The 17,967-nt window shown below is 56.1% G+C and carries 18 protein-coding genes and 1 tRNA gene; 15 read left to right on the forward strand and 4 right to left on the reverse strand.

Features of this window, described 5'->3' with window-relative positions; genetic code table 11:
* Nucleotides 1-80 precede the first annotated feature (80 nt).
* From tkt to thiE, 7 genes are all read left to right on the forward strand, one after another.
* Nucleotides 81-2,078, forward strand: coding sequence for a transketolase (tkt, locus tag J9777_RS03980; protein ID WP_209347469.1), 1,998 nt, complete (start codon nt 81-83; stop codon nt 2,076-2,078).
* Between the two features lie 15 nt (nt 2,079-2,093).
* Nucleotides 2,094-3,098: a type I glyceraldehyde-3-phosphate dehydrogenase gene (gene gap / locus J9777_RS03985; RefSeq protein ID WP_209347470.1), complete on the forward strand. Its 1,005-nt coding sequence runs from the start codon at nt 2,094-2,096 to the stop codon at nt 3,096-3,098.
* A gap of 10 nt (nt 3,099-3,108) precedes the next feature.
* A complete protein-coding gene (locus J9777_RS03990; RefSeq protein WP_209347471.1) occupies nt 3,109-4,308 on the forward strand; it encodes a phosphoglycerate kinase in 1,200 nt (399 codons plus the stop codon).
* Nucleotides 4,309-4,337: 29 nt separating this feature from the next.
* Nucleotides 4,338-5,378, forward strand: coding sequence for a serine hydrolase domain-containing protein (locus J9777_RS03995; RefSeq protein WP_209347472.1), 1,041 nt, complete (start codon nt 4,338-4,340; stop codon nt 5,376-5,378).
* The gene (locus tag J9777_RS04000; protein ID WP_209347473.1) at nt 5,378-6,019 is read left to right on the forward strand and encodes a 2OG-Fe(II) oxygenase family protein; all 642 of its coding nucleotides are present in this window, start codon (nt 5,378-5,380) and stop codon (nt 6,017-6,019) included. The genes J9777_RS03995 and J9777_RS04000 overlap by 1 nt, the downstream gene beginning before the upstream one ends.
* A gap of 93 nt (nt 6,020-6,112) precedes the next feature.
* Nucleotides 6,113-7,006: a fructose bisphosphate aldolase gene (locus J9777_RS04005; RefSeq protein ID WP_209347474.1), complete on the forward strand. Its 894-nt coding sequence runs from the start codon at nt 6,113-6,115 to the stop codon at nt 7,004-7,006.
* Between the two features lie 43 nt (nt 7,007-7,049).
* Nucleotides 7,050-7,685: a thiamine phosphate synthase gene (thiE, locus tag J9777_RS04010; protein WP_209347475.1), complete on the forward strand. Its 636-nt coding sequence runs from the start codon at nt 7,050-7,052 to the stop codon at nt 7,683-7,685.
* On the opposite strand, the gene J9777_RS04015 is transcribed toward thiE, so the two are convergent.
* Nucleotides 7,682-8,062, reverse strand: coding sequence for a hypothetical protein (locus tag J9777_RS04015; RefSeq protein WP_245228502.1), 381 nt, complete (start codon nt 8,060-8,062; stop codon nt 7,682-7,684). The two genes, thiE and J9777_RS04015, sit on opposite strands and share 4 nt — an antisense overlap.
* A 130-nt stretch (nt 8,063-8,192) precedes the next feature.
* On the opposite strand from J9777_RS04015, the gene efp reads away from it, so the two are divergent.
* The 6 genes from efp to J9777_RS04045 all read left to right on the forward strand — a co-directional run bounded on the left by efp (nt 8,193) and on the right by J9777_RS04045 (nt 13,451).
* The gene (gene efp / locus J9777_RS04020; RefSeq protein WP_209347476.1) at nt 8,193-8,756 is read left to right on the forward strand and encodes an elongation factor P; all 564 of its coding nucleotides are present in this window, start codon (nt 8,193-8,195) and stop codon (nt 8,754-8,756) included.
* Between the two features lie 26 nt (nt 8,757-8,782).
* Nucleotides 8,783-9,133 (forward strand): hypothetical protein, encoded by a 351-nt coding sequence (locus J9777_RS04025; RefSeq protein WP_209347477.1) that lies wholly within the window; start codon nt 8,783-8,785, stop codon nt 9,131-9,133.
* A gap of 22 nt (nt 9,134-9,155) precedes the next feature.
* On the forward strand, nt 9,156-9,977 hold the full coding sequence (locus J9777_RS04030) for an inositol monophosphatase family protein (RefSeq protein WP_209347478.1): 822 nt from the start codon (nt 9,156-9,158) through the stop codon (nt 9,975-9,977).
* An 89-nt stretch (nt 9,978-10,066) separates the two neighbouring features.
* A tRNA-Leu gene (locus tag J9777_RS04035) sits at nt 10,067-10,151 on the forward strand.
* A 97-nt stretch (nt 10,152-10,248) separates the two neighbouring features.
* A complete protein-coding gene (locus J9777_RS04040) occupies nt 10,249-12,084 on the forward strand; it encodes an SLC13 family permease (protein WP_209347479.1) in 1,836 nt (611 codons plus the stop codon).
* Nucleotides 12,085-12,122: 38 nt separating this feature from the next.
* Complete coding sequence (locus J9777_RS04045; RefSeq protein ID WP_209347480.1) at nt 12,123-13,451, forward strand: amidohydrolase; 1,329 nt, start codon at nt 12,123-12,125, stop codon at nt 13,449-13,451.
* A gap of 9 nt (nt 13,452-13,460) precedes the next feature.
* Here the strand turns inward: J9777_RS04045 and J9777_RS04050 are convergent, their stop codons facing one another.
* The 3 genes from J9777_RS04050 to J9777_RS04060 all read right to left on the reverse strand — a co-directional run bounded on the left by J9777_RS04050 (nt 13,461) and on the right by J9777_RS04060 (nt 15,972).
* A complete protein-coding gene (locus tag J9777_RS04050; protein ID WP_209347481.1) occupies nt 13,461-13,985 on the reverse strand; it encodes a hypothetical protein in 525 nt (174 codons plus the stop codon).
* Between the two features lie 150 nt (nt 13,986-14,135).
* The gene (locus J9777_RS04055) at nt 14,136-14,309 is read right to left on the reverse strand and encodes a hypothetical protein (RefSeq protein ID WP_209347482.1); all 174 of its coding nucleotides are present in this window, start codon (nt 14,307-14,309) and stop codon (nt 14,136-14,138) included.
* A gap of 64 nt (nt 14,310-14,373) precedes the next feature.
* On the reverse strand, nt 14,374-15,972 hold the full coding sequence (locus J9777_RS04060) for an isocitrate lyase (protein ID WP_209347483.1): 1,599 nt from the start codon (nt 15,970-15,972) through the stop codon (nt 14,374-14,376).
* A gap of 146 nt (nt 15,973-16,118) precedes the next feature.
* On the opposite strand from J9777_RS04060, the gene J9777_RS04065 reads away from it, so the two are divergent.
* Both J9777_RS04065 and J9777_RS04070 read left to right on the forward strand, forming a co-directional pair.
* Nucleotides 16,119-17,501, forward strand: a complete 1,383-nt coding sequence (locus tag J9777_RS04065) for a helix-turn-helix transcriptional regulator (RefSeq protein WP_209347484.1) — start codon at nt 16,119-16,121, stop codon at nt 17,499-17,501.
* Nucleotides 17,502-17,567: 66 nt separating this feature from the next.
* Nucleotides 17,568-17,852, forward strand: coding sequence for a hypothetical protein (locus J9777_RS04070; protein WP_209347485.1), 285 nt, complete (start codon nt 17,568-17,570; stop codon nt 17,850-17,852).
* Nucleotides 17,853-17,967: the final 115 nt, after the last annotated feature.

A 17,967-nucleotide genomic window follows, 5' to 3' on the forward strand; every position in this document is an offset into this window, starting at 1 on the left:
TGGGCAGGTTCGCGAAGGCTTCGGACACGGCGAATCGGTCAGAATTCGCGTCCAGAATACACCCAGCAGGAGCTTCCCGAATGAGCCTCGATCCGTCCCGCATGGCACCTATGGCCAATGCCATCCGTGCCCTTTCGATGGACGCTGTCCAGGCAGCCAATTCTGGGCATCCCGGCATGCCGATGGGCATGGCCGATGTGGCAACCGTTTTGTGGTCGAAATATCTGAAATTTGATCCCTCTGCGCCCGATTGGGCCGACCGAGATCGGTTCGTACTGTCGGCCGGGCACGGGTCGATGCTGATCTACTCGCTGCTGCATCTATCCGGCTACGCCCAGCCGACGATGGATGACATCGCCAATTTCCGCCAGATTGGTCACCCTTGCGCCGGACATCCAGAGAATTTCCTTCTCGACGGTGTCGAGTGCACCACCGGTCCTTTGGGCCAGGGCGTCGCGATGGCAGTTGGGATGGCGATTGCAGAGCGCCAGTTGAACGCTAATTTTGGCGATGATCTGGTTGACCACCGCACATGGGCGATTGCCGGCGATGGTTGCCTGATGGAAGGTATCAACCACGAGGCGATTGGTCTCGCTGGCCACCTCAAGCTCGGTCAGTTGATCGTGCTTTGGGACGATAACAGCATCACCATCGACGGCAGTGCAGATCTTTCGACCAGCGAAGATGTGAAAGCACGCCACGAAAGCGCTGGCTGGCATGTGGTAAGCTGTGACGGCCACGATGTCGCGGATATCAGCCGGGCGATCGAAGAAGCGATGGCGGATGAACGCCCCTCGCTGGTCGCCTGTAAGACAGTGATCGGCAAGGGCGCGCCCAACAAGCAAGGCACCTCGGCAACGCACGGCGCGCCGCTTGGTCCCGATGAGATTACTGCGGCGCGCGAAACACTCGGATGGGAACACGAACCATTCGTGGTTCCGGATGACATCACGGCTGACTGGAAGTCGACCGGTCATCGCGGTGTCGAGGCTCACAGCGCTTGGCGCACTCGCCTCGCTGCTTCGGGCAAGCAAGACGAATTTGAAGCGCGTATGGCGAATGTTGGCGACGCTGCTGGTCGAGCAATCGAGAGCCATATTCGCGGCTTGGCCGCAGAACCCCAGAAAGTTGCGACACGGAAAGCGTCCGAAATGGCGCTTGGCCCGTTGACCGAGACACTGCCGCAAATGATCGGTGGTTCTGCCGATCTCACCGGCTCCAACAACACCAAGACGCCTAGTACGCTGCCATTTAACGCGGACGACTACTCGGGTCGCTATCTGTACTACGGGATTCGCGAATTCGGCATGGCCGCCGCGATGAACGGTATGGCATTGCATGGCGGCGTTGTGCCATATGGCGGCACGTTCCTTATCTTCAGCGACTATTGCCGCAACGCGATCCGTCTGTCGGCATTGCAGGAAATTGGCAGCATTTATGTGATGACCCATGATTCCATCGGTCTTGGCGAAGATGGTCCGACGCACCAGCCTATTGAACAGGTGATGAGCCTGCGCCTGGTGCCTAACCTCAATGTCTACCGCCCGTGCGATACGATCGAGACGGCCGAATGTTGGACGCTTGCATTGCAAACGCCGAACACGCCTTCGATTCTGGCGCTTTCCCGTCAAGGTTTGCCGCAAATGCGCGGCGAGGGTGATACTAACTGGACTTCAGCGACGAACCGCAGTGCCAAGGGCGGCTACCGCCTTCGTGCAGCTGGTGCGGATCGCAAAGTCGTTCTGGTCGCAACAGGCTCTGAGGTCCACCTCTCCGCTGAAGTTGCTGACGCTCTGGAAGAGCAGGGGATCGGTGCTGATGTGGTGTCGATGCCGTGCACTGAATTGTTCGACGCTCAGGACAATGCCTATCGTGCAGACCTATTCCCCGCCGATGCGCTGAAAGTTTCGATAGAAGCCGGGACAAGCTTTGGTTGGGAGCGTTACACGGGAACAGACGGTATCAATATCGGCATTGACCGCTTCGGTGCATCAGCCCCGGCGAGCGATCTCTTTAAGAAATTCGGATTCACTGCGGACGCTATCGTTCCGCAAATTGTCAACAAATTGAACAGTTAAGCAGGAGTAGTTCCTATGACAAAAGTTGCCATCAACGGTTTTGGACGCATCGGACGCCTTGTCGCGCGTGCAATTCTTGAGCGCAGCGACCATGATCTGGAACTGGTCGCGATCAACGACTTGGCAGATGCCAAGGCGAACGCGCTGTTGTTCCAGTTTGACTCGACGCATGGCCGCTTCCCGGGCGAAGTCAGCGCGAGCGATGACAGCATTACGGTCAACGGCAAGAAAATCGCTGTGACGTCGGAGCGCGATCCCGGCAATCTTCCGCATGGCGAAATGGGCGTGGACATCGTGCTGGAATGCACCGGTTTCTTCCAATCACACGAAGCTGCCGAGCCGCATCTCACAGCAGGTGCCAAGCGCGTATTGATCTCAGCTCCGGCTAAGAATGTTAGCGCGACCGTCGTTTACGGCGTCAACCATGACGTCCTGACGTCAAGCGATGTCATTGTTTCTAATGCATCTTGTACCACAAACTGCCTCTCGCCCGTTGCCAAAGTTTTGAACGATCTTGTGGGTATCGAGCGCGGCTTTATGACCACGATCCACAGCTATACCAATGATCAGCGGATGCTTGATCAGATGCACGGCGATATGCGCCGTGCCCGTGGTGGTGCGCAGAACATGATCCCGACGACAACGGGTGCAGCGCGCGCAGTGGGTCTGGTTCTGCCCGAACTCGCTGGCAAGCTGGACGGCAGTTCGGTTCGGGTACCGACACCGAATGTTTCACTGGTCGATCTAGTGTTCCAGCCGGGCCGCGACACGAATGCCGAGGAACTGAACGCTGCGCTTAAAGCTGCTGCGGACGGACCCATGAAGGGCGTTCTCGATTATACCGATCAGCCGCTCGTGAGCTCGGACTTCAACCACTATCCGGCCAGCTCGACCATCGACAGTCTCGAAACCTCGGTCATGGAAGGCAAACTCTGCCGCGTTGTCTCGTGGTATGACAACGAGTGGGGCTTCTCCAACCGTATGATCGACACTGCGGGCGTAATGGCCGGAATGCTCTAAGGAACTCGGGATGAGCAGTTTTCGCACCCTCGATGATCTTGGTGACATCACCGGTAAAGTAGCGCTGGTTCGTGTGGATCTGAATCTGCCAATGAATGGCGGTTCGGTCACCGATACCACGCGTGTGCAAGCGTCGGCGCCGACAATCCTCGAGCTCGCTGAAAAAGGCGCGAAAGTCCTGCTATTGGCCCACTTCGGTAGGCCTAAAGGCCAACGTAACTCGACAATGTCTGTCAGCATGACGCTTGATGCGGTTGAGGATGTGCTGGGCCGAGAAGTCATGTTCATTCCTGAAATTCATGGGCCTGTCGTCGAGCAATCCATCGGTATCTTACGCAATGGTGATATCGGCCTGCTCGAAAACACCCGCTTTTGGACAGGCGAAGAGGCTAATGATACCGATTTTGCCAAAGGCATCGCTGCAAATGGCGATTTCTTCGTCAATGATGCGTTCTCTGCCGCGCATCGCGCACATGCCAGCACGGTGGGTGTTGCCAACATTCTGCCATCGTACGCCGGGCGCGCGATGGAGAAAGAGCTCAAGGCACTTGAAGCTGCACTAGACAAGCCCGAGCAGCCCGTTGCTGCCGTGGTTGGTGGCGCGAAGGTCTCCTCCAAACTTGCCGTGCTCGAAAATCTTGTCAGCAAGGTTCAGCATCTGATCATTGGTGGTGGGATGGCCAACACATTCTTGGCCGCACGCGGGGTCGACGTGGGCAAATCACTATGCGAGCATGATCTGACCGCTACCGCGAATGCAATCATGGATGCTGCTGACGCCGCGGGCTGCACGGTGCATTTGCCTTATGACGTCGTGGTTTCGCAGGAATTTGCTGCCAACCCAACTAGCCTGCGTATTTGCAATGTCCATGAAGTCGCTGAAAATGAAATGATTTTGGATGTCGGCCCGCTCGCAGTGGAGGCATTGGCTGACGTCTTGAAAACCTGTCGGACACTGGTTTGGAACGGACCGATGGGTGCGTTTGAAACCGAGCCGTTCGATGCCGCAACCGTAGCGCTCGCAAAAACTGCCGCCGCGCTGAGCGCCGAAGGATCGCTAGTATCCGTTGCGGGCGGCGGTGATACTGTAGCTGCGCTCAATCATGCCGGTGCTGCTGACGATTTCTCCTATATTTCAACTGCAGGTGGTGCTTTCCTCGAATGGATGGAAGGCAAGGAACTGCCGGGAGTAGCCGCTCTATCTTCGTAAGGGTTCTTCTCACCGTTTGCTTGGGGCTTATGGCGAGTCCGACTTCGGCAAATGATGCAGATTACCAAGCGTTTGAGGAATTCCTTGAGCAGTTCCGGAAGGACAACTCAACTTCCGCGCTAAGCGCTCTCATTGTTCGCGATGGCGAAATAGCTTGGGAAGGCTACTTTGGTACATATGATGATGAGGGCGATCTGCCCACGACGTCAGACACAACCTACAAAATCGCATCGGTTACCAAACCAATCGCTGCAACGGCGGTCTTGGCAGAAGGTCTAGCGGGTGATTTGGAGTTAGGTACACCAATGACTGCGGATGCAGATTGGGCGGAATTTTGCGATTACTTTTCTGGCACGCCGATCCCGTTCATGGGCGGCGGTGCCGATCGTTTGGGCAACTCCATTGCACCAGTCGATTGCGCGAAGCCGACCACTCTGGCCGAAATGTTGGATATGCGGGCGAACGCCGAGACCTTCGTCTATAACCCAATCGCGTTTGCGCGAATTGACCGCGTCATTCGCGGCGCTGGCGGGCGTGCACTGCGTGCAATCGTTCGTGACCGTGTTGCCGAGCCATCGGGGATGCGCGATGCTGCCTTAGGTTGGCGCGATCCGGAAGGCGGCGCGGCGCTCCGCTTTCTGGCTGAGCCATTTCATGTAGTAGATGGACGGCTGACGAAACAGCCGCTGCCGGACGATGATTTTCGCGCTGCTGCGGGCATTATTGCTTCACCTCGATCAATTGCTGCGTTTGATATCGCTTATGATGCAGGACTGTTGATACCGCCTGGACTTCGCAAACGGTTGATAGACGATGTTGAGATCGGTCCGCTCGGTGACTATCGCCAAGGCTGGTTTTTGGAAGAATGGCGCGGTCAAAGATTGATGTGGCACTCGGGTTGGAATGAGAAGCAGTACTCGGCGATTTATCTCAAAGTGCCTAAGAGGCGTCTGACTTTGATTGTACTGGCAAACACCGAGTCGGTTTGGTGGGGCAACTCCGTAGTGAAAGCCGAGATAGCCGAAAGCCCGATAGCGAAAGCATTCCTAACCCAATTCGCGAGCAACTAATGGCAGAAACCCAGCACTTCTTCAGTACTCCATTCTCAGTTGATGGACTCGCGAGCAAAGAAGGAATCACTGCGCTTCGCCAGGCTATCGAGGCAGAACACGCGCGCGACTCGGATGGTGTTCAGATTTCCAACATAAATGGCTGGCATTCCAACACAAATATGATCGATTGGGGTGGGGAAGCTGCCCGTGCGCTTGCTTACAAGGCTATGCAGATGGCCGATGCCCAGACGATTGATACCAAGTCACCGCAGGATAGCCGCTTTGATTGGGTACCCGAAATGTGGGCCAATGTTAGCGGCAAGGGCAGCGCCAACCAATATCACTTCCATCCAGGATCGTTCTGGTCTGCAGTCGCATATATCGATGACGGGTATGAAGGCAGGGACGATCCGGCGCTTGGCGGAGAACTGCAATTGCTCGATCCGCGCATGCCGATGGTGCGCATGACCGCTCCAGACTTGCGGATGGTGGATGCCAATCGACAGCCTCAGCAAAACGAGATCGCGATTCGCCCCAGAACAGGGATGATTGTGCTGTTTCCAAGCTGGCTGCAGCATGCCGTTCGCCCATTTAAGGGCGGGGGCACACGAGTTTCCATAGCGATCAATCTGGTCGCTGCTCTGAAACGCGGACGATAATTTGCGCAGCGGCGTTGCGGATGGAGCAGGGCGAAGTTAAAGGGCGCACGCATTACCGTTGCATTCGTATGCACAGACAACAGGACTGACCACATGAATACCGCTGAAATGACCGCAAAGATCGCTGCCGGCCGAGGCTTTATTGCGGCGCTGGACCAATCGGGCGGCTCCACTCCCAAGGCCCTCAAGGGCTACGGCGTCGAGAAGAGCGAGTACTCTGGCGATGACGAGATGTTCGCCAAGATCCATGCGATGCGTTGCCGCGTTGTCACATCGCCTAGCTTTAATGGCGAGAAAGTTGTCGGTGCCATCCTGTTTGAGAAGACTATGAATGGTTGCACGGATGACGGTACACCAGTTCCGACCCAGCTTTCCAATCGCGGTATTGTGCCTTTTTTGAAGGTAGATGCGGGGATGCACGAAACTGAAAATGGCGTGCAATTGATGAAAGATATGCCGCGTCTCGACGAGATGTGCGCGCGTGGGAGAGAGCTGGGCGTTTTCGGTACAAAGATGCGTTCGGTCATTCACGAAGCCAATGCAGAAGGCATTGCGGCCAATGTCCGGCAGCAGATGGATTTCGGTCTTCGGATTTTGGACAACGGTTTGATGCCGATCCTTGAGCCTGAAGCTTCACTCGCGAGTGACAGTCGTGCCGCAGCTGAGGAGATGCTGCTTGCCAGCATGCTAGATCAACTAGATCGCCTTGGCGACGATCAGAAAGTCATGCTGAAACTGACAATTCCGGCTCAGCCGAACTTGTATCAACCGCTTGTCGATCACCCCAAAGTGCTGCGCGTCGTCGCTCTTTCTGGCGGCTATTCTCGCAACGAAGCAGTGCGTGAGCTCGCCAAGAACAATGGCATGATTGCCAGCTTCAGCCGTGCACTGCTCGAAGAACTGCGCGCGCAAATGGACGATCAGGAATTCGACGCTGCGCTATCGAGCGCTATCGATGAAATTCAGGCAGCCTCGATCGCTGGCTGATCTTAAGCTTGGCGGCGCTGGCGCAAGGCTCTAAGCGGCTCCTATGTCTGATAATAACCGCGTTGAGACCCAGATTTACCTGATTTCACCGCTCGATGTTGGCGGAGATTTTCCCGCTCGCTTGGAGCGTGTATTGTCAGCGGGCGGGCCTGTCACCGCGTTCCAATTCCGAGTGAAGGGGTTGGAACAGCACGCGGCAGCTGAGCTTGCTGCACCGTTGCAGGAGATTTGCGCAGCGCATGATGTGGCATTCATCGTCAACGATAGTATTGCTCTTGCGAAGCGGCTCAATGCAGATGGCGTACATCTCGGCCAATCGGATGGCTCTGTAGCAGACGCGCGTGAAAAATTGGGCCGAGACGCTCAGATTGGCGTGACGTGTCACGGCAGTCGCCACCTCGCTATGGAAGCGGGTGAGCAAGGCGCAGACTATGTCGCTTTCGGTGCCTTCTATCCGACCACCACGAAGGACGTCGAACACACCGCAGAGATCGAATTGCTCGAATTCTGGAGCGGATTGTTCGAGATACCGTGCGTCGCGATCGGCGGAATCACGCCCGCTAATTGCGAACCGATTGTGGACGCAGGAGCGGACTTTATCGCTGTATCAGGTGCCGTTTGGAACGGTGATGAGGTTGCCGCGATTAAGGCTTTCTCTGACAAACTGTCTGGGCGTTAGCCGGAACCGCCGCGCCGGATACAGCGTATGCGCCCGAGTTTTCCCTCTTCGTCGACCCACTGAAGCTTGGACTTGCCGGTGCGTTCAAACCGTATCCCCTTAAGCGGACCTCTGGTGAAGGTCACCCGCTTTCCGGTTAGTAGGTAGGTGCCAGATCCCTCGGTATTGCTGTAGGTCGAGGCATTGCTGATCGTGAAGTTCTTTTCAGGCAATTCGGTCCAAGCCGCTCCACCGGCATCCCCCGGCAATGAGCACTCATAGTAACCGTGCGGTAATGTGCTTAATCGGCCCATGCGATCTTGGGTAGCTGCGGGCGTCGCCGCCAGAGAGAACGCGATCAGTAAAATTGCGCACGGTAGAATTGGCTTCATAGTCATATCGATTATTCAGATAGGGAAGTTGTTGCCATAGCGCCAGCCACCTTGCTCGTAGCGGACTGCTCGGCTAAAGGCGCGGTTCGACGTGGCGTTCGACGGCGCGTGTTCCCATTACAAGGCTCTTTGAACCATGAAAATCAGCGGCGTGGACATTCGTCCCGGCAACATCATCGAATATGAAGGCGGCATCTGGAAAGTCGCTAAGATCCAGCACACGCAGCCCGGCAAGGGCGGCGCGTATATGCAGGTCGAAATGAAGAATCTGCAGGATGGCCGGAAAACCAATGTCCGCTTCCGTAGCGCGGATACGGTCGAGAAGGTTCGTCTGGACACGAAAGAGTTCCAATATCTTTACGAAGATGGCGAGCTGCTGGTGTTCATGGATGGCGACACATACGAGCAAATCAATCTGGAGTCCGACCTGCTTGGCGATGCCAAGGAGTTTTTGCAGGACGGTATGCAGGTGACGCTCGAGCTGTGGGAAGAAAAGCCTATCAGTGTTGCGCTGCCTGATCAGATCGAAGCTGAGATTGTTGAAGCCGATGCGGTGGTGAAGGGGCAGACAGCTTCTTCCAGCTACAAACCCGCCGTTCTCGACAATGGTGTGCGCGTGATGGTTCCGCCGCATATCGAAGCGGGAACACGTGTAATGGTCGACGTGTATGAACGCACTTACGTTGGTAAGGTTAGCTAAACCTACCTCTTTTAGGGGAATTTGCGATGGCAGATGGCAAACATCCAAAACTGGCCGGGATCGAGATCGAGACCAGCTATATCCTCGGAGTGATCTATGACGACGAGTCATTGACGCTAGAGATGGATTTTCATCTGCTTGAGGATCATCCGGCCTACCAGAAGCCTGAAAGCGACGAGGGCTGCTACAAGCAAGGCTTCATTCGGTTCGCTGATATGGACGATCTCCGCCTCAAGAAGGCCAAGCCTGCTGAAGGTGGCGACGTTGATCTCAGTGATATTTATTCAGCACAGTTCGAGGGCGATTACGCCTTTCTGTCGAGCGGTTGGGGCGAAATTGAATTGACTGCGAAATCGATCCAGATCGCTCTGGACTGACGCAGTAACTTAGGAATTAGAAATGGCAGCATTATCGGGCCTGATCCGCGTGATGGAACGCGCCGCGCGCAAAGCGGGCCACCGTTTACGTCGCGACTTCGGCGAGGTCGAGCACCTGCAGGTGAGCCGTAAAGGTCCAGCTGATTTTGTGTCGAAAGCCGATATGCGTTCCGAGCGAACGTTGTATGACGAACTGCTCGAAGTGCGCCCTGACTGGAGCTTTGTACTCGAAGAAGGCGGCATCATCGAAGGCGCACCCGACATGCCGCGATGGATCATCGATCCGCTCGATGGGACCAGTAATTTCCTCCACGGCATTCCCCATTTCGCGATCTCGATTGCTGCGCAGGAACCAAAGCCGGGCGGTCAGGGCTGGGGTGATATCATCGGCGCTGTTGTCTACAATCCTGTAACTGACGAGACATTCTGGGCGGAGAAGAACCGCGGTGCTTGGCTGCAAGATGCCCGCCTGCGCGTTTCCGCTCGACGTAACCTTAGCGACGCACTGATCTCGACCGGCATTCCATTCCAGGGTCACGGCGATTTCGATGAATGGAGCAAAATTTTCAACGCGATTGGCCCGCAAGTGGCCGGTATCCGTCGGAATGGTGCGGCATCGCTAGATCTGGCATGGCTCGCAGCGGGCCGATATGATGGCTTCTGGGAAAGTGGCCTGAAAGATTGGGATACTGCGGCTGGCTGTCTGCTTGTTCGTGAGGCTGGCGGCTTCATCAGCGACTATCGTGGACGTTCCGAACCGATCCATTCAAAGCAGGTGCTCGCCGCGAATGATGCACTCCATTCAAAGATGCATAAACTGCTCGCCGGCGCTCTTAAGAAGTAAGGCAACCGAAGCATGTAAATGCGTGCTTGAAGCGCGGGCAATGCCCCGCTAAGCCGCGCCAGCTTGTGAGAGCAAACGTAGCACAGGATGCCCCTGTGGTGGAATTGGTAGACGCGCTCGACTCAAAATCGAGTTCCTAACGGAGTGTCCGTTCGAGTCGGACCAGGGGCACCATTTTTGTCTTCGGCTGAACTAAATGCGGTTCTCTGACCGATTTTGAACGAAAATCGCTTGTGTTTCTCTGCATCCTTTGGGATTCACTACGCCGACGATGACAGCTCTCCCATCATTCCATGCGATTGCAGCGATGGCAGTCACGATTGCGATGTTTGTCGCTTTTGCGCGTGGACGCCTATCGACTGAGATCGTTTCACTGCTGACTATCGCAGTGATCGCCGTTGGGCTGTATTTCTTCCCGCTTGAGGGAACCAAGCCCACTGATGGGCTGACACTCGCATTCTCGGGCTTTGGACATTACGCGCTGATTACGATTTGTGCGCTTATGATCATGGGGCGCGGACTGGTTGTGACCGGCGCGCTTGAGCCCGCCGCGCGCTTCCTTGAGGGTGTTTTCAAGATCAATCTGCAGCTGGGTCTGCTGGTATCGTTGTTGATAGCATTTTTCCTCTCAATGGCTGTGAATGACACGCCAGTGCTGGTTCTCCTGCTCCCGATATTTGTGGCTTTGGCCAACAAAGGCGCGATGCCCGCATCGAAAACGTTGATCCCGCTCAATGCGGCGGTGCTTATCGGCGGAATGGCAACTACTATTGGTACATCGACCAATATTCTGGTCGTATCGATCGCAGTCGATCTGGGTATGCCGCCGATGAGCGTGTTCCATTACACGCCAATCGTTCTGATCGCGGCACTCGTGGCGCTGCCTTATCTGTGGCTTGTTATGCCGCGCCTGCTCGATGACAACAGGGTCGAGTCCGAAGACACTGTGCGGCGGTTCTATAGTCGTTTGCGGATCGGATCAGACAGCGATTTGATCGGAAATGACATCGCAGCAATTCTACCAAAGCTGCCGAAGGGTATACGCTTCGAGAATGCGCCCGAGGGTGTGATCCAGCAAGAGCAAAGGCTCAACCTTTCTGGCACGCATCAGGATTTGGAAGATGCCATGCGGGTGCTTCAAGGTGAGATGGCACCGACTTGGGTCACTGATCGCATTCGCCGGCGCTCTGTTGAAACCCGTCAGGATATCAACGTTGTCGAGATGACTGTCACAGCGGATTCGCGCCTGATCGGGCGTAGTCTGCCGACATCAGGTATCGCGGATCTTTATGGAGTCGCAGTTCTCGGTATCCACCGGCCGGAACGTTTGCTGGGCGAGAAGCGGCAGTTTAACGAAGGCGGTGACCTGCGCATTACCGAGGGCGACGTTCTTCTTGTCATGGGCTTGCCCGAAGACCTGCGCGATTTCGCGCGTAGTGACAGCTTGTTAGTGCTTGATGGCGCCCGCGAATTGCCGCGGCGGTCGAAGGCCGTACTTGCGGGCGCGATTATGTTTGGTGCAGTAGCAACCGCCTCTGTCGGTATCCCGTTCTACGGCGCCGAGGGATTCTATCTGCTCAAGATGCCGATCGCGATATCGGCGCTCGCCGGGGCGATTCTGATGTTCCTCTCTGGTTGTGTGAAATTTGATCGGGTGGGCCGTGCGCTATCAGCAAAGGTTATTGTGCTGGTGGCTGCCAGCATCGCCATCGGGCGGATTATTCTGGAAAGCGGCGCTGCGGAATGGCTGGGGCAACTTATGTCGATGGGGCTCCAACATCTGCCAGCGGCTGCGGTGTTGGCCGCTATCATGCTGTTCGTGACATTGCTGACCAACTTTGCCTCCAATGCGACGGCAGCAACCGTTGGCACGCCCATCGCATTCAGTATCGCGTCGCAACTGGGTCTACCTCCAGAGCCGCTTATTTTGGCCGTCCTGTTCGGTTGCAACCTGTGTTACGCTACGCCGATTGCGTATCAGACCAATATGCTGATCATGGCAGAGGGTAGCTACGAGTTTAAGGACTATATTCGAACGGGTGTGCCACTAGTGATCCTGATGGTGACAACACTGTCGATCTTGCTGGTGATGTCATACGGAATGTAACGGGATTTTGGCGGTAGATCGCCATTGGGGAGAGTACGATGTTTAAGAAAATCCTGGCAACTGGTGCGGCGCTGGCGGCATTTTCCTCTCCGGTTCAAGCCAACGAACTGCGCGAAGCTGTCACGGGCGATATGCCTGAATTGATGGAATTATATCGTGATCTGCACGCCAATCCCGAACTGAGTTTTCAAGAAGTAGAGACTGCAGCGAAGCTGGCCAAGCGGGTTCGAGCACTCGGCTTTGAAGTAACCGAACAAGTCGGTCAAACAGGCGTGGTGGCTGTTATGCGCAACGGCGAAGGGCCTACGGTCATGCTGCGCGCGGATATGGATGGTTTGCCAGTGATCGAGCAAACTGGACTGCCTTATGCATCGAAACGGACTGCTATCCCTGCATCGGGCGTTGAGACGGGTGTGATGCATGCATGTGGGCACGACACGCATATGACGGCGTGGATCGGTGCAGCGCAATTGCTTAGCGAGCGCAAGGACGAGTGGTCTGGAACCTTGGTAATGATCCTGCAGCCGGCAGAAGAGTTGGGTGAGGGTGCACTGGCGATGCTGGAAGATGGCCTGTTTGAGCGCTTCCCTAAGCCCGACTATGTGTTGGGTTTCCACGATGCCGCGCAATTCCCAGCGGGAATGATTGGCTACTCACCCGGTTTTGCACTCGCTAATGTCGATAGCGTCGACATTACGATCCCTGGTATCGGCGGTCATGGTGCGTACCCGCATACGACAAAAGACCCGGTAGTGCTCGGTAGCGCCATCGTAATGAAGTTGCAGACTCTCGTAAGCCGGGAGAGCAGCCCGCTAGACCCAGCGGTTGTCACTGTCGGTAGTTTCCGCGCAGGCGCAAAGCACAACATCATTTCGGATGAGGCGAAGCTGCAAATCACGGTGCGGTCATACACCGACGAGTCGCGCCAATTGCTGCTTGATGGCATTGCCCGGATTGCCAAAGGCGAAGCGATTGCTGCCGGCATGCCCGACGACAAGATGCCGACAGTGACCGTGCAGGATCCCTATACGCCGGCAACCTACAACTCGCCCGAGTTTACCGAGGACGTCATGGCGGGCTTCCGCGAGCGTTTTGGCGACAAGCGCGTGATGAAGGTGCCATCGGTGATGGGAGGGGAGGATTTCGGTCAGTTCCTGCGCGCTGATCCTGACAACATCAAATCGCTGATCTTCTGGGTGGGCGGCGTTCCGGCTGAGGATTTTGCCAAGGCTCAGGCTGGTGAAGCCGATCTGCCGTCGCTCCACAGTCCGTTTTGGGCGCCCGATGCGGAGAAAATCGTATCGACCGCAACCGAGGCGATGACGGCTGCGACACTGGATATTCTTGCGCCGCAAGCGGGCAGCTAATCTTAGGGATCAGTAGTCGGCGCTTTGGCCTCCACGCCCCGAGCGCCGTAGCGATTCCGCACTGGAATTTTTGACCACACTCTCGCTTACCAGCGGGTTGTTGCCATTGTTCAATTTCGCGAGAATCTCGGCTTTCTCATTGTCGGAGAGCGCCAAGAATTGATCCTTGGTCAAACCCAATCCTGCGAGTTCTTCGTCGGTCACTGCATTGACGACTTTCGCAAACCGCCTGCTTTCATGCGTGGTACTTGAGGCGAAGCCAGTCCCGTAGATGTTTTGCCCCACATCGCTGTAGAAACCGGCCAATCCTGGTGAGTTTCCGCCTGCGTTTGCATTGCGAATCTCAAGTTTCGGGGCTCCGAGGTCAACGTCCTGCACATATTCCTGCGCCGAGGCGGCGACGTTCGACACTGCCACTCGTTTTTCACCATCGGCAAAAAGTGCGATTGCACCGGTCAAAGCAATCGTGACGATCGCGAAGTGACGATACATCTTCGCGTCAAACATGATCAGGGATTGTTGTGGCCGTGCCATAGCTCCGCCTTAGCTAAGAGACATTAACCATGCGCGAGGCGACGTGGTTAGCAAAAGGTTGCGAGTGTGGCGTGGTACAATAATTTACGGCCGCCGAGGCAGGGAACCCCGACGGCCGTATTCTCCTCCCCAGGAGACTGTAAAATGGCTTTAGCTGTAGGTGCCGAGCCGGTGGTGCAGCGCGTTGATTTTCGCGAGCTCTTCACGGTCGTCGGTGGTTTTCGCATGGCTCGCCAGCGCGGTCCGGAGCAGACGGAAATCTGCCGTCGATAGCAGCGCGCGAGCGCGACCGGGTTCGGTTGGTTTTGTGTCTGTATCAGTCATGGATTCTCTCCTTGAAATTATGTTTGGCGCTTGCGCGGCCGAAAATTGCTTCGCGCGAATGCCGTCAGGCAGCCGCAAATTGGTTCATAGTGTTGTTGGCACCGCCAGCTTTCAGAGCCGCTTCACCGGCAAAGGCTTCCTTATGGTCGTCGCCAATGTCGCTGCCAGACATATTCTGGTGCTTCACGCAGGCAATACCTTCGCGGATTTCCTTACGCTGTACGCCTTTGACGTAGCCCAGCATGCCTTCTTCGCCGAAATATTCCTTGGCGAGATTGTCTGTGCTCAGCGCAGCGGTGTGATAAGTCGGCAACGTGATCAGGTGATGGAAAATGCCAGCCTGCGCAGCGGCATCGCGCTGGAAGGTGCGGATTTTCTCATCAGCTTCGGCCGCCAGTTCAGTCGCATCATAATCAACGCTCATCAGGCCATCGCGGTTGTAAGCGGAGACATCCTTGCCCGCTTCTGCCCATGCATCATAGACTTGCTGACGGAAGTTGAGCGTCCAGTTGAAGCTCGGCGAGTTGTTATACACTAGCTTTGCATTGGGGATCACTTCACGAATACGATCAACCATGCCGCCGATCTGGCCGATATGTGGTTTCTCGGTTTCGATCCATAGCAAGTCTGCGCCGTTCTGGAGCGACGTGATGCTGTCGAGGACGCAGCGATCTTCGCCAGTACCAGCCCGGAACTGGAACAGGTTGGATGGCAGGCGCTTTGGACGAAGCAGCTTGCCTTCGCGGCTCAGGAAAACGTCACCGTTCTGGATGTCCGACGGATCAATCTCTTCGCAATCAAGGAAGCTGTTATACTGGTCGCCCAGATCGCCTTCTTCCTTGGTCACAGCGATTTGCTTGGTCAGGCCAGCGCCGAGTGAGTCGGTCCGGGCAACGATAATACCGTCGTCAACGCCCAGCTCGAGGAATGCGTAACGGATCGCGCGGATCTTCTGGAGGAAATCCTCGTGCGGAACGGTGACTTTGCCGTCTTGGTGACCGCATTGCTTCTCGTCCGAAACCTGATTCTCGATTTGCAGAGCGCAAGCGCCCGCTTCAATCATCTTCTTGGCGAGTAGGTAAGTGGCCTCTGCATTACCGAAGCCGGCATCGATATCCGCAATGATCGGCACAACGTGTGTTTCGTAATTGTCGATGGCGTGCTCGATGCGCTTCGCTTCGACCTCGTCACCCGCTTCGCGAGCCGCGTCGAGCTCCTTGAACATGCCGCCGAGTTCACGAGCGTCGGCTTGCTTGAGGAAAGTGTAGAGTTCCTCAATCAGCGCCGGGACACTGGTTTTCTCGTGCATCGACTGGTCGGGCAGGGGGCCAAACTCGCTACGGAGCGCGGCAACCATCCAGCCAGAGAGGTAGAGGTAGCGCTGTTTCGTGCCGCCGAAGTGCTTCTTGATCGAAATCATCTTCTGCTGCGCGATAAATCCGTGCCAGCAACCGAGTGACTGCGTGTAGTTCGCGGGATCGGCGTCATACGCGTCCATATCGTCACGCATGATCTTCGCAGTATATTTCGCGATATCGATGCCGGTGTTGAAGCGGTTCTGCAATTGCATCCGCGCTGCGGTTTCAGCGTTGATTGCATTCCATGGCGAACCTGCACCGTTGATGGTTTGGCCAAGCTCGCTGATCTTCGATTGATACGTCATAGTGATTCTCCAGTGGGGAGGCGGGAAGCCTTGGCCACTCTTGTTGCGCCTCGGCGTGTAAATTTACAGGAAAACTTACAAACTATCTTGTCTCATGGAGCGATATATGGCACTATTGAATGTAATATTGTAAAGAAAGTTACAAAATGTCCGACGGTGCGTTGTTTGCTGGGCCTGCCATGCGGCGGCTCCGAAAAAAGGAAGGCCTCACTCAAGCGGCGATGGCGGCGCGCTTGTCGATCTCTGCCAGCTATCTCAACCTTATCGAGCGCAACCAGCGGCCCCTATCCGCGCGCGTTATCTTCCAAGTTGTCGATCAATTCGACTTTGATCCCCGTAATCTGCGCGAGGACGAGTCTATCGGCGGGATAGATGGTCTCGCCCGACGCTTTGCCGATGAGCGTTTCTCCGACTTCGAGATCGACCGCGATGAAATCGCCGAGTTCCTGGCCTCCGCCCCGCAAGCGGCAGCTGCCTTTGCGCGGCTCTACGACACGGCGGGCGAGGGCGTGGCCGCCGGTGACGACCCGATTGCGCAGGCCCGGTTAGAGATTGAGCGGTGGCGCAATCATTTTGCCGATCTGGATATGCTGGCGGAAAAGATGGCGGATGAGGTGCGGCTTTCACATAGCGATCTGGGCGTAGGGCTGGCCGAACGACTGAGAGAGAAGCACCAGCTCGCCATTCGTATCCTGCCGCGAGAGATCATGCCCGATGCCATCCGGCGCCTCGATCTCCACGCGCGCCAATTGCAATTGTCCGAAATGCTGACTTTGCCATCGCGCAATTTCCAGATTGCCAGCCAGATTGCCCAGTTGGAGTACCAGAAAGAGATCACCAGCGTTGCAGCTGGGGCGCAATTCACCGACGAGGCAGCCCGCAGGCTGTTTGAACGCCACCTAGTCAGTTATTTCGCTGCGGCATTGTTGATGCCCTATTCGCGCTTCCTGAGGGCGTGTGAGGCGACGAATTACGATCTGCCCGTTCTCCGCAGGCGTTTTGGCGTGAGTTTCGAGCAATTGGCACACCGGCTCACGACACTGCAGCGTGTGGGGCAGAGGGGCCTGCCATTCTTCATGGCGCGGCTCGACCGGGCGGGACAATTCTCCAAACGATTTTCCGGAGCGAGTGCAGCAACTCTGCTGGAGAGCGAGACGAGCTGTCCGCTGTGGATCGCCAACCATGCCTTCGAACGTCCCGGTGACCTGTGCACGCAAGTTGTTGTGGCGCAGGGCGTCGATGCGGGGCCGGATCACTGGTTCACCATTGCCCGAACCGTAGAAGGCAGCGGAGCGAGCGGCGAAGCGCGTTTCGTGCTGGTGTTGGGTCTGGAGGCCAAGCTCGCGGCTGATCTGGTGCAGGCAAGAGGCGTGAATTTGACTGTTGAAGATGCCGATCCGATAGGGCTCGGCTGTGCGCGTTGTCACCGGCCCGGCTGTACCCAACGTTCCTTACCACCCCGCGGCGCCCAGCTCAGCTTTGATAGTATCGCGCGCGGCGTCACCCCGTTTCAATTCGGTAGAGACTAAAAATTCACCAAGCTTTTTCGGAACTCGTGCCGCGCACTATCGTTTTTCGCTGCATAGGAGGCACAGATGACCGAAGAACGTACTACAACGACCAGAACGCCCGACGGCAACACGCATACAGAAACAGTGATCCGGACTGACGAAGCCGATGGTGGGTCCAAGGGTTGGGTCTTTTTGGTGATACTGCTGATTGCAGTCGTCGCCGGAATATACTTTCTGACCGAAATGGGCGGCGCGGAAATGGCCAAAGATGGTGCAATTGCCGATGCTGCAGAACAAGTCGGTGATGCTGCGGAGCAAGCCGGTGACGCGGTTGAAGAGGTTGCTGATACAGTGACCGGCAACGAATAAGCCGCGATTAACCGCTAACTCGGGCTGAAACGCTGGATTTGGCGCCACTGTAAAGTTTACCGACATTTCATATCTTTCCCGTACTCCGGTGATCCTTCGAAGGATTGCCGGACCG

The sequence above is a fragment of the Pontixanthobacter sp. CEM42 genome (assembly GCF_017812015.1).
GTDB lineage: Bacteria > Pseudomonadota > Alphaproteobacteria > Sphingomonadales > Sphingomonadaceae > Pontixanthobacter.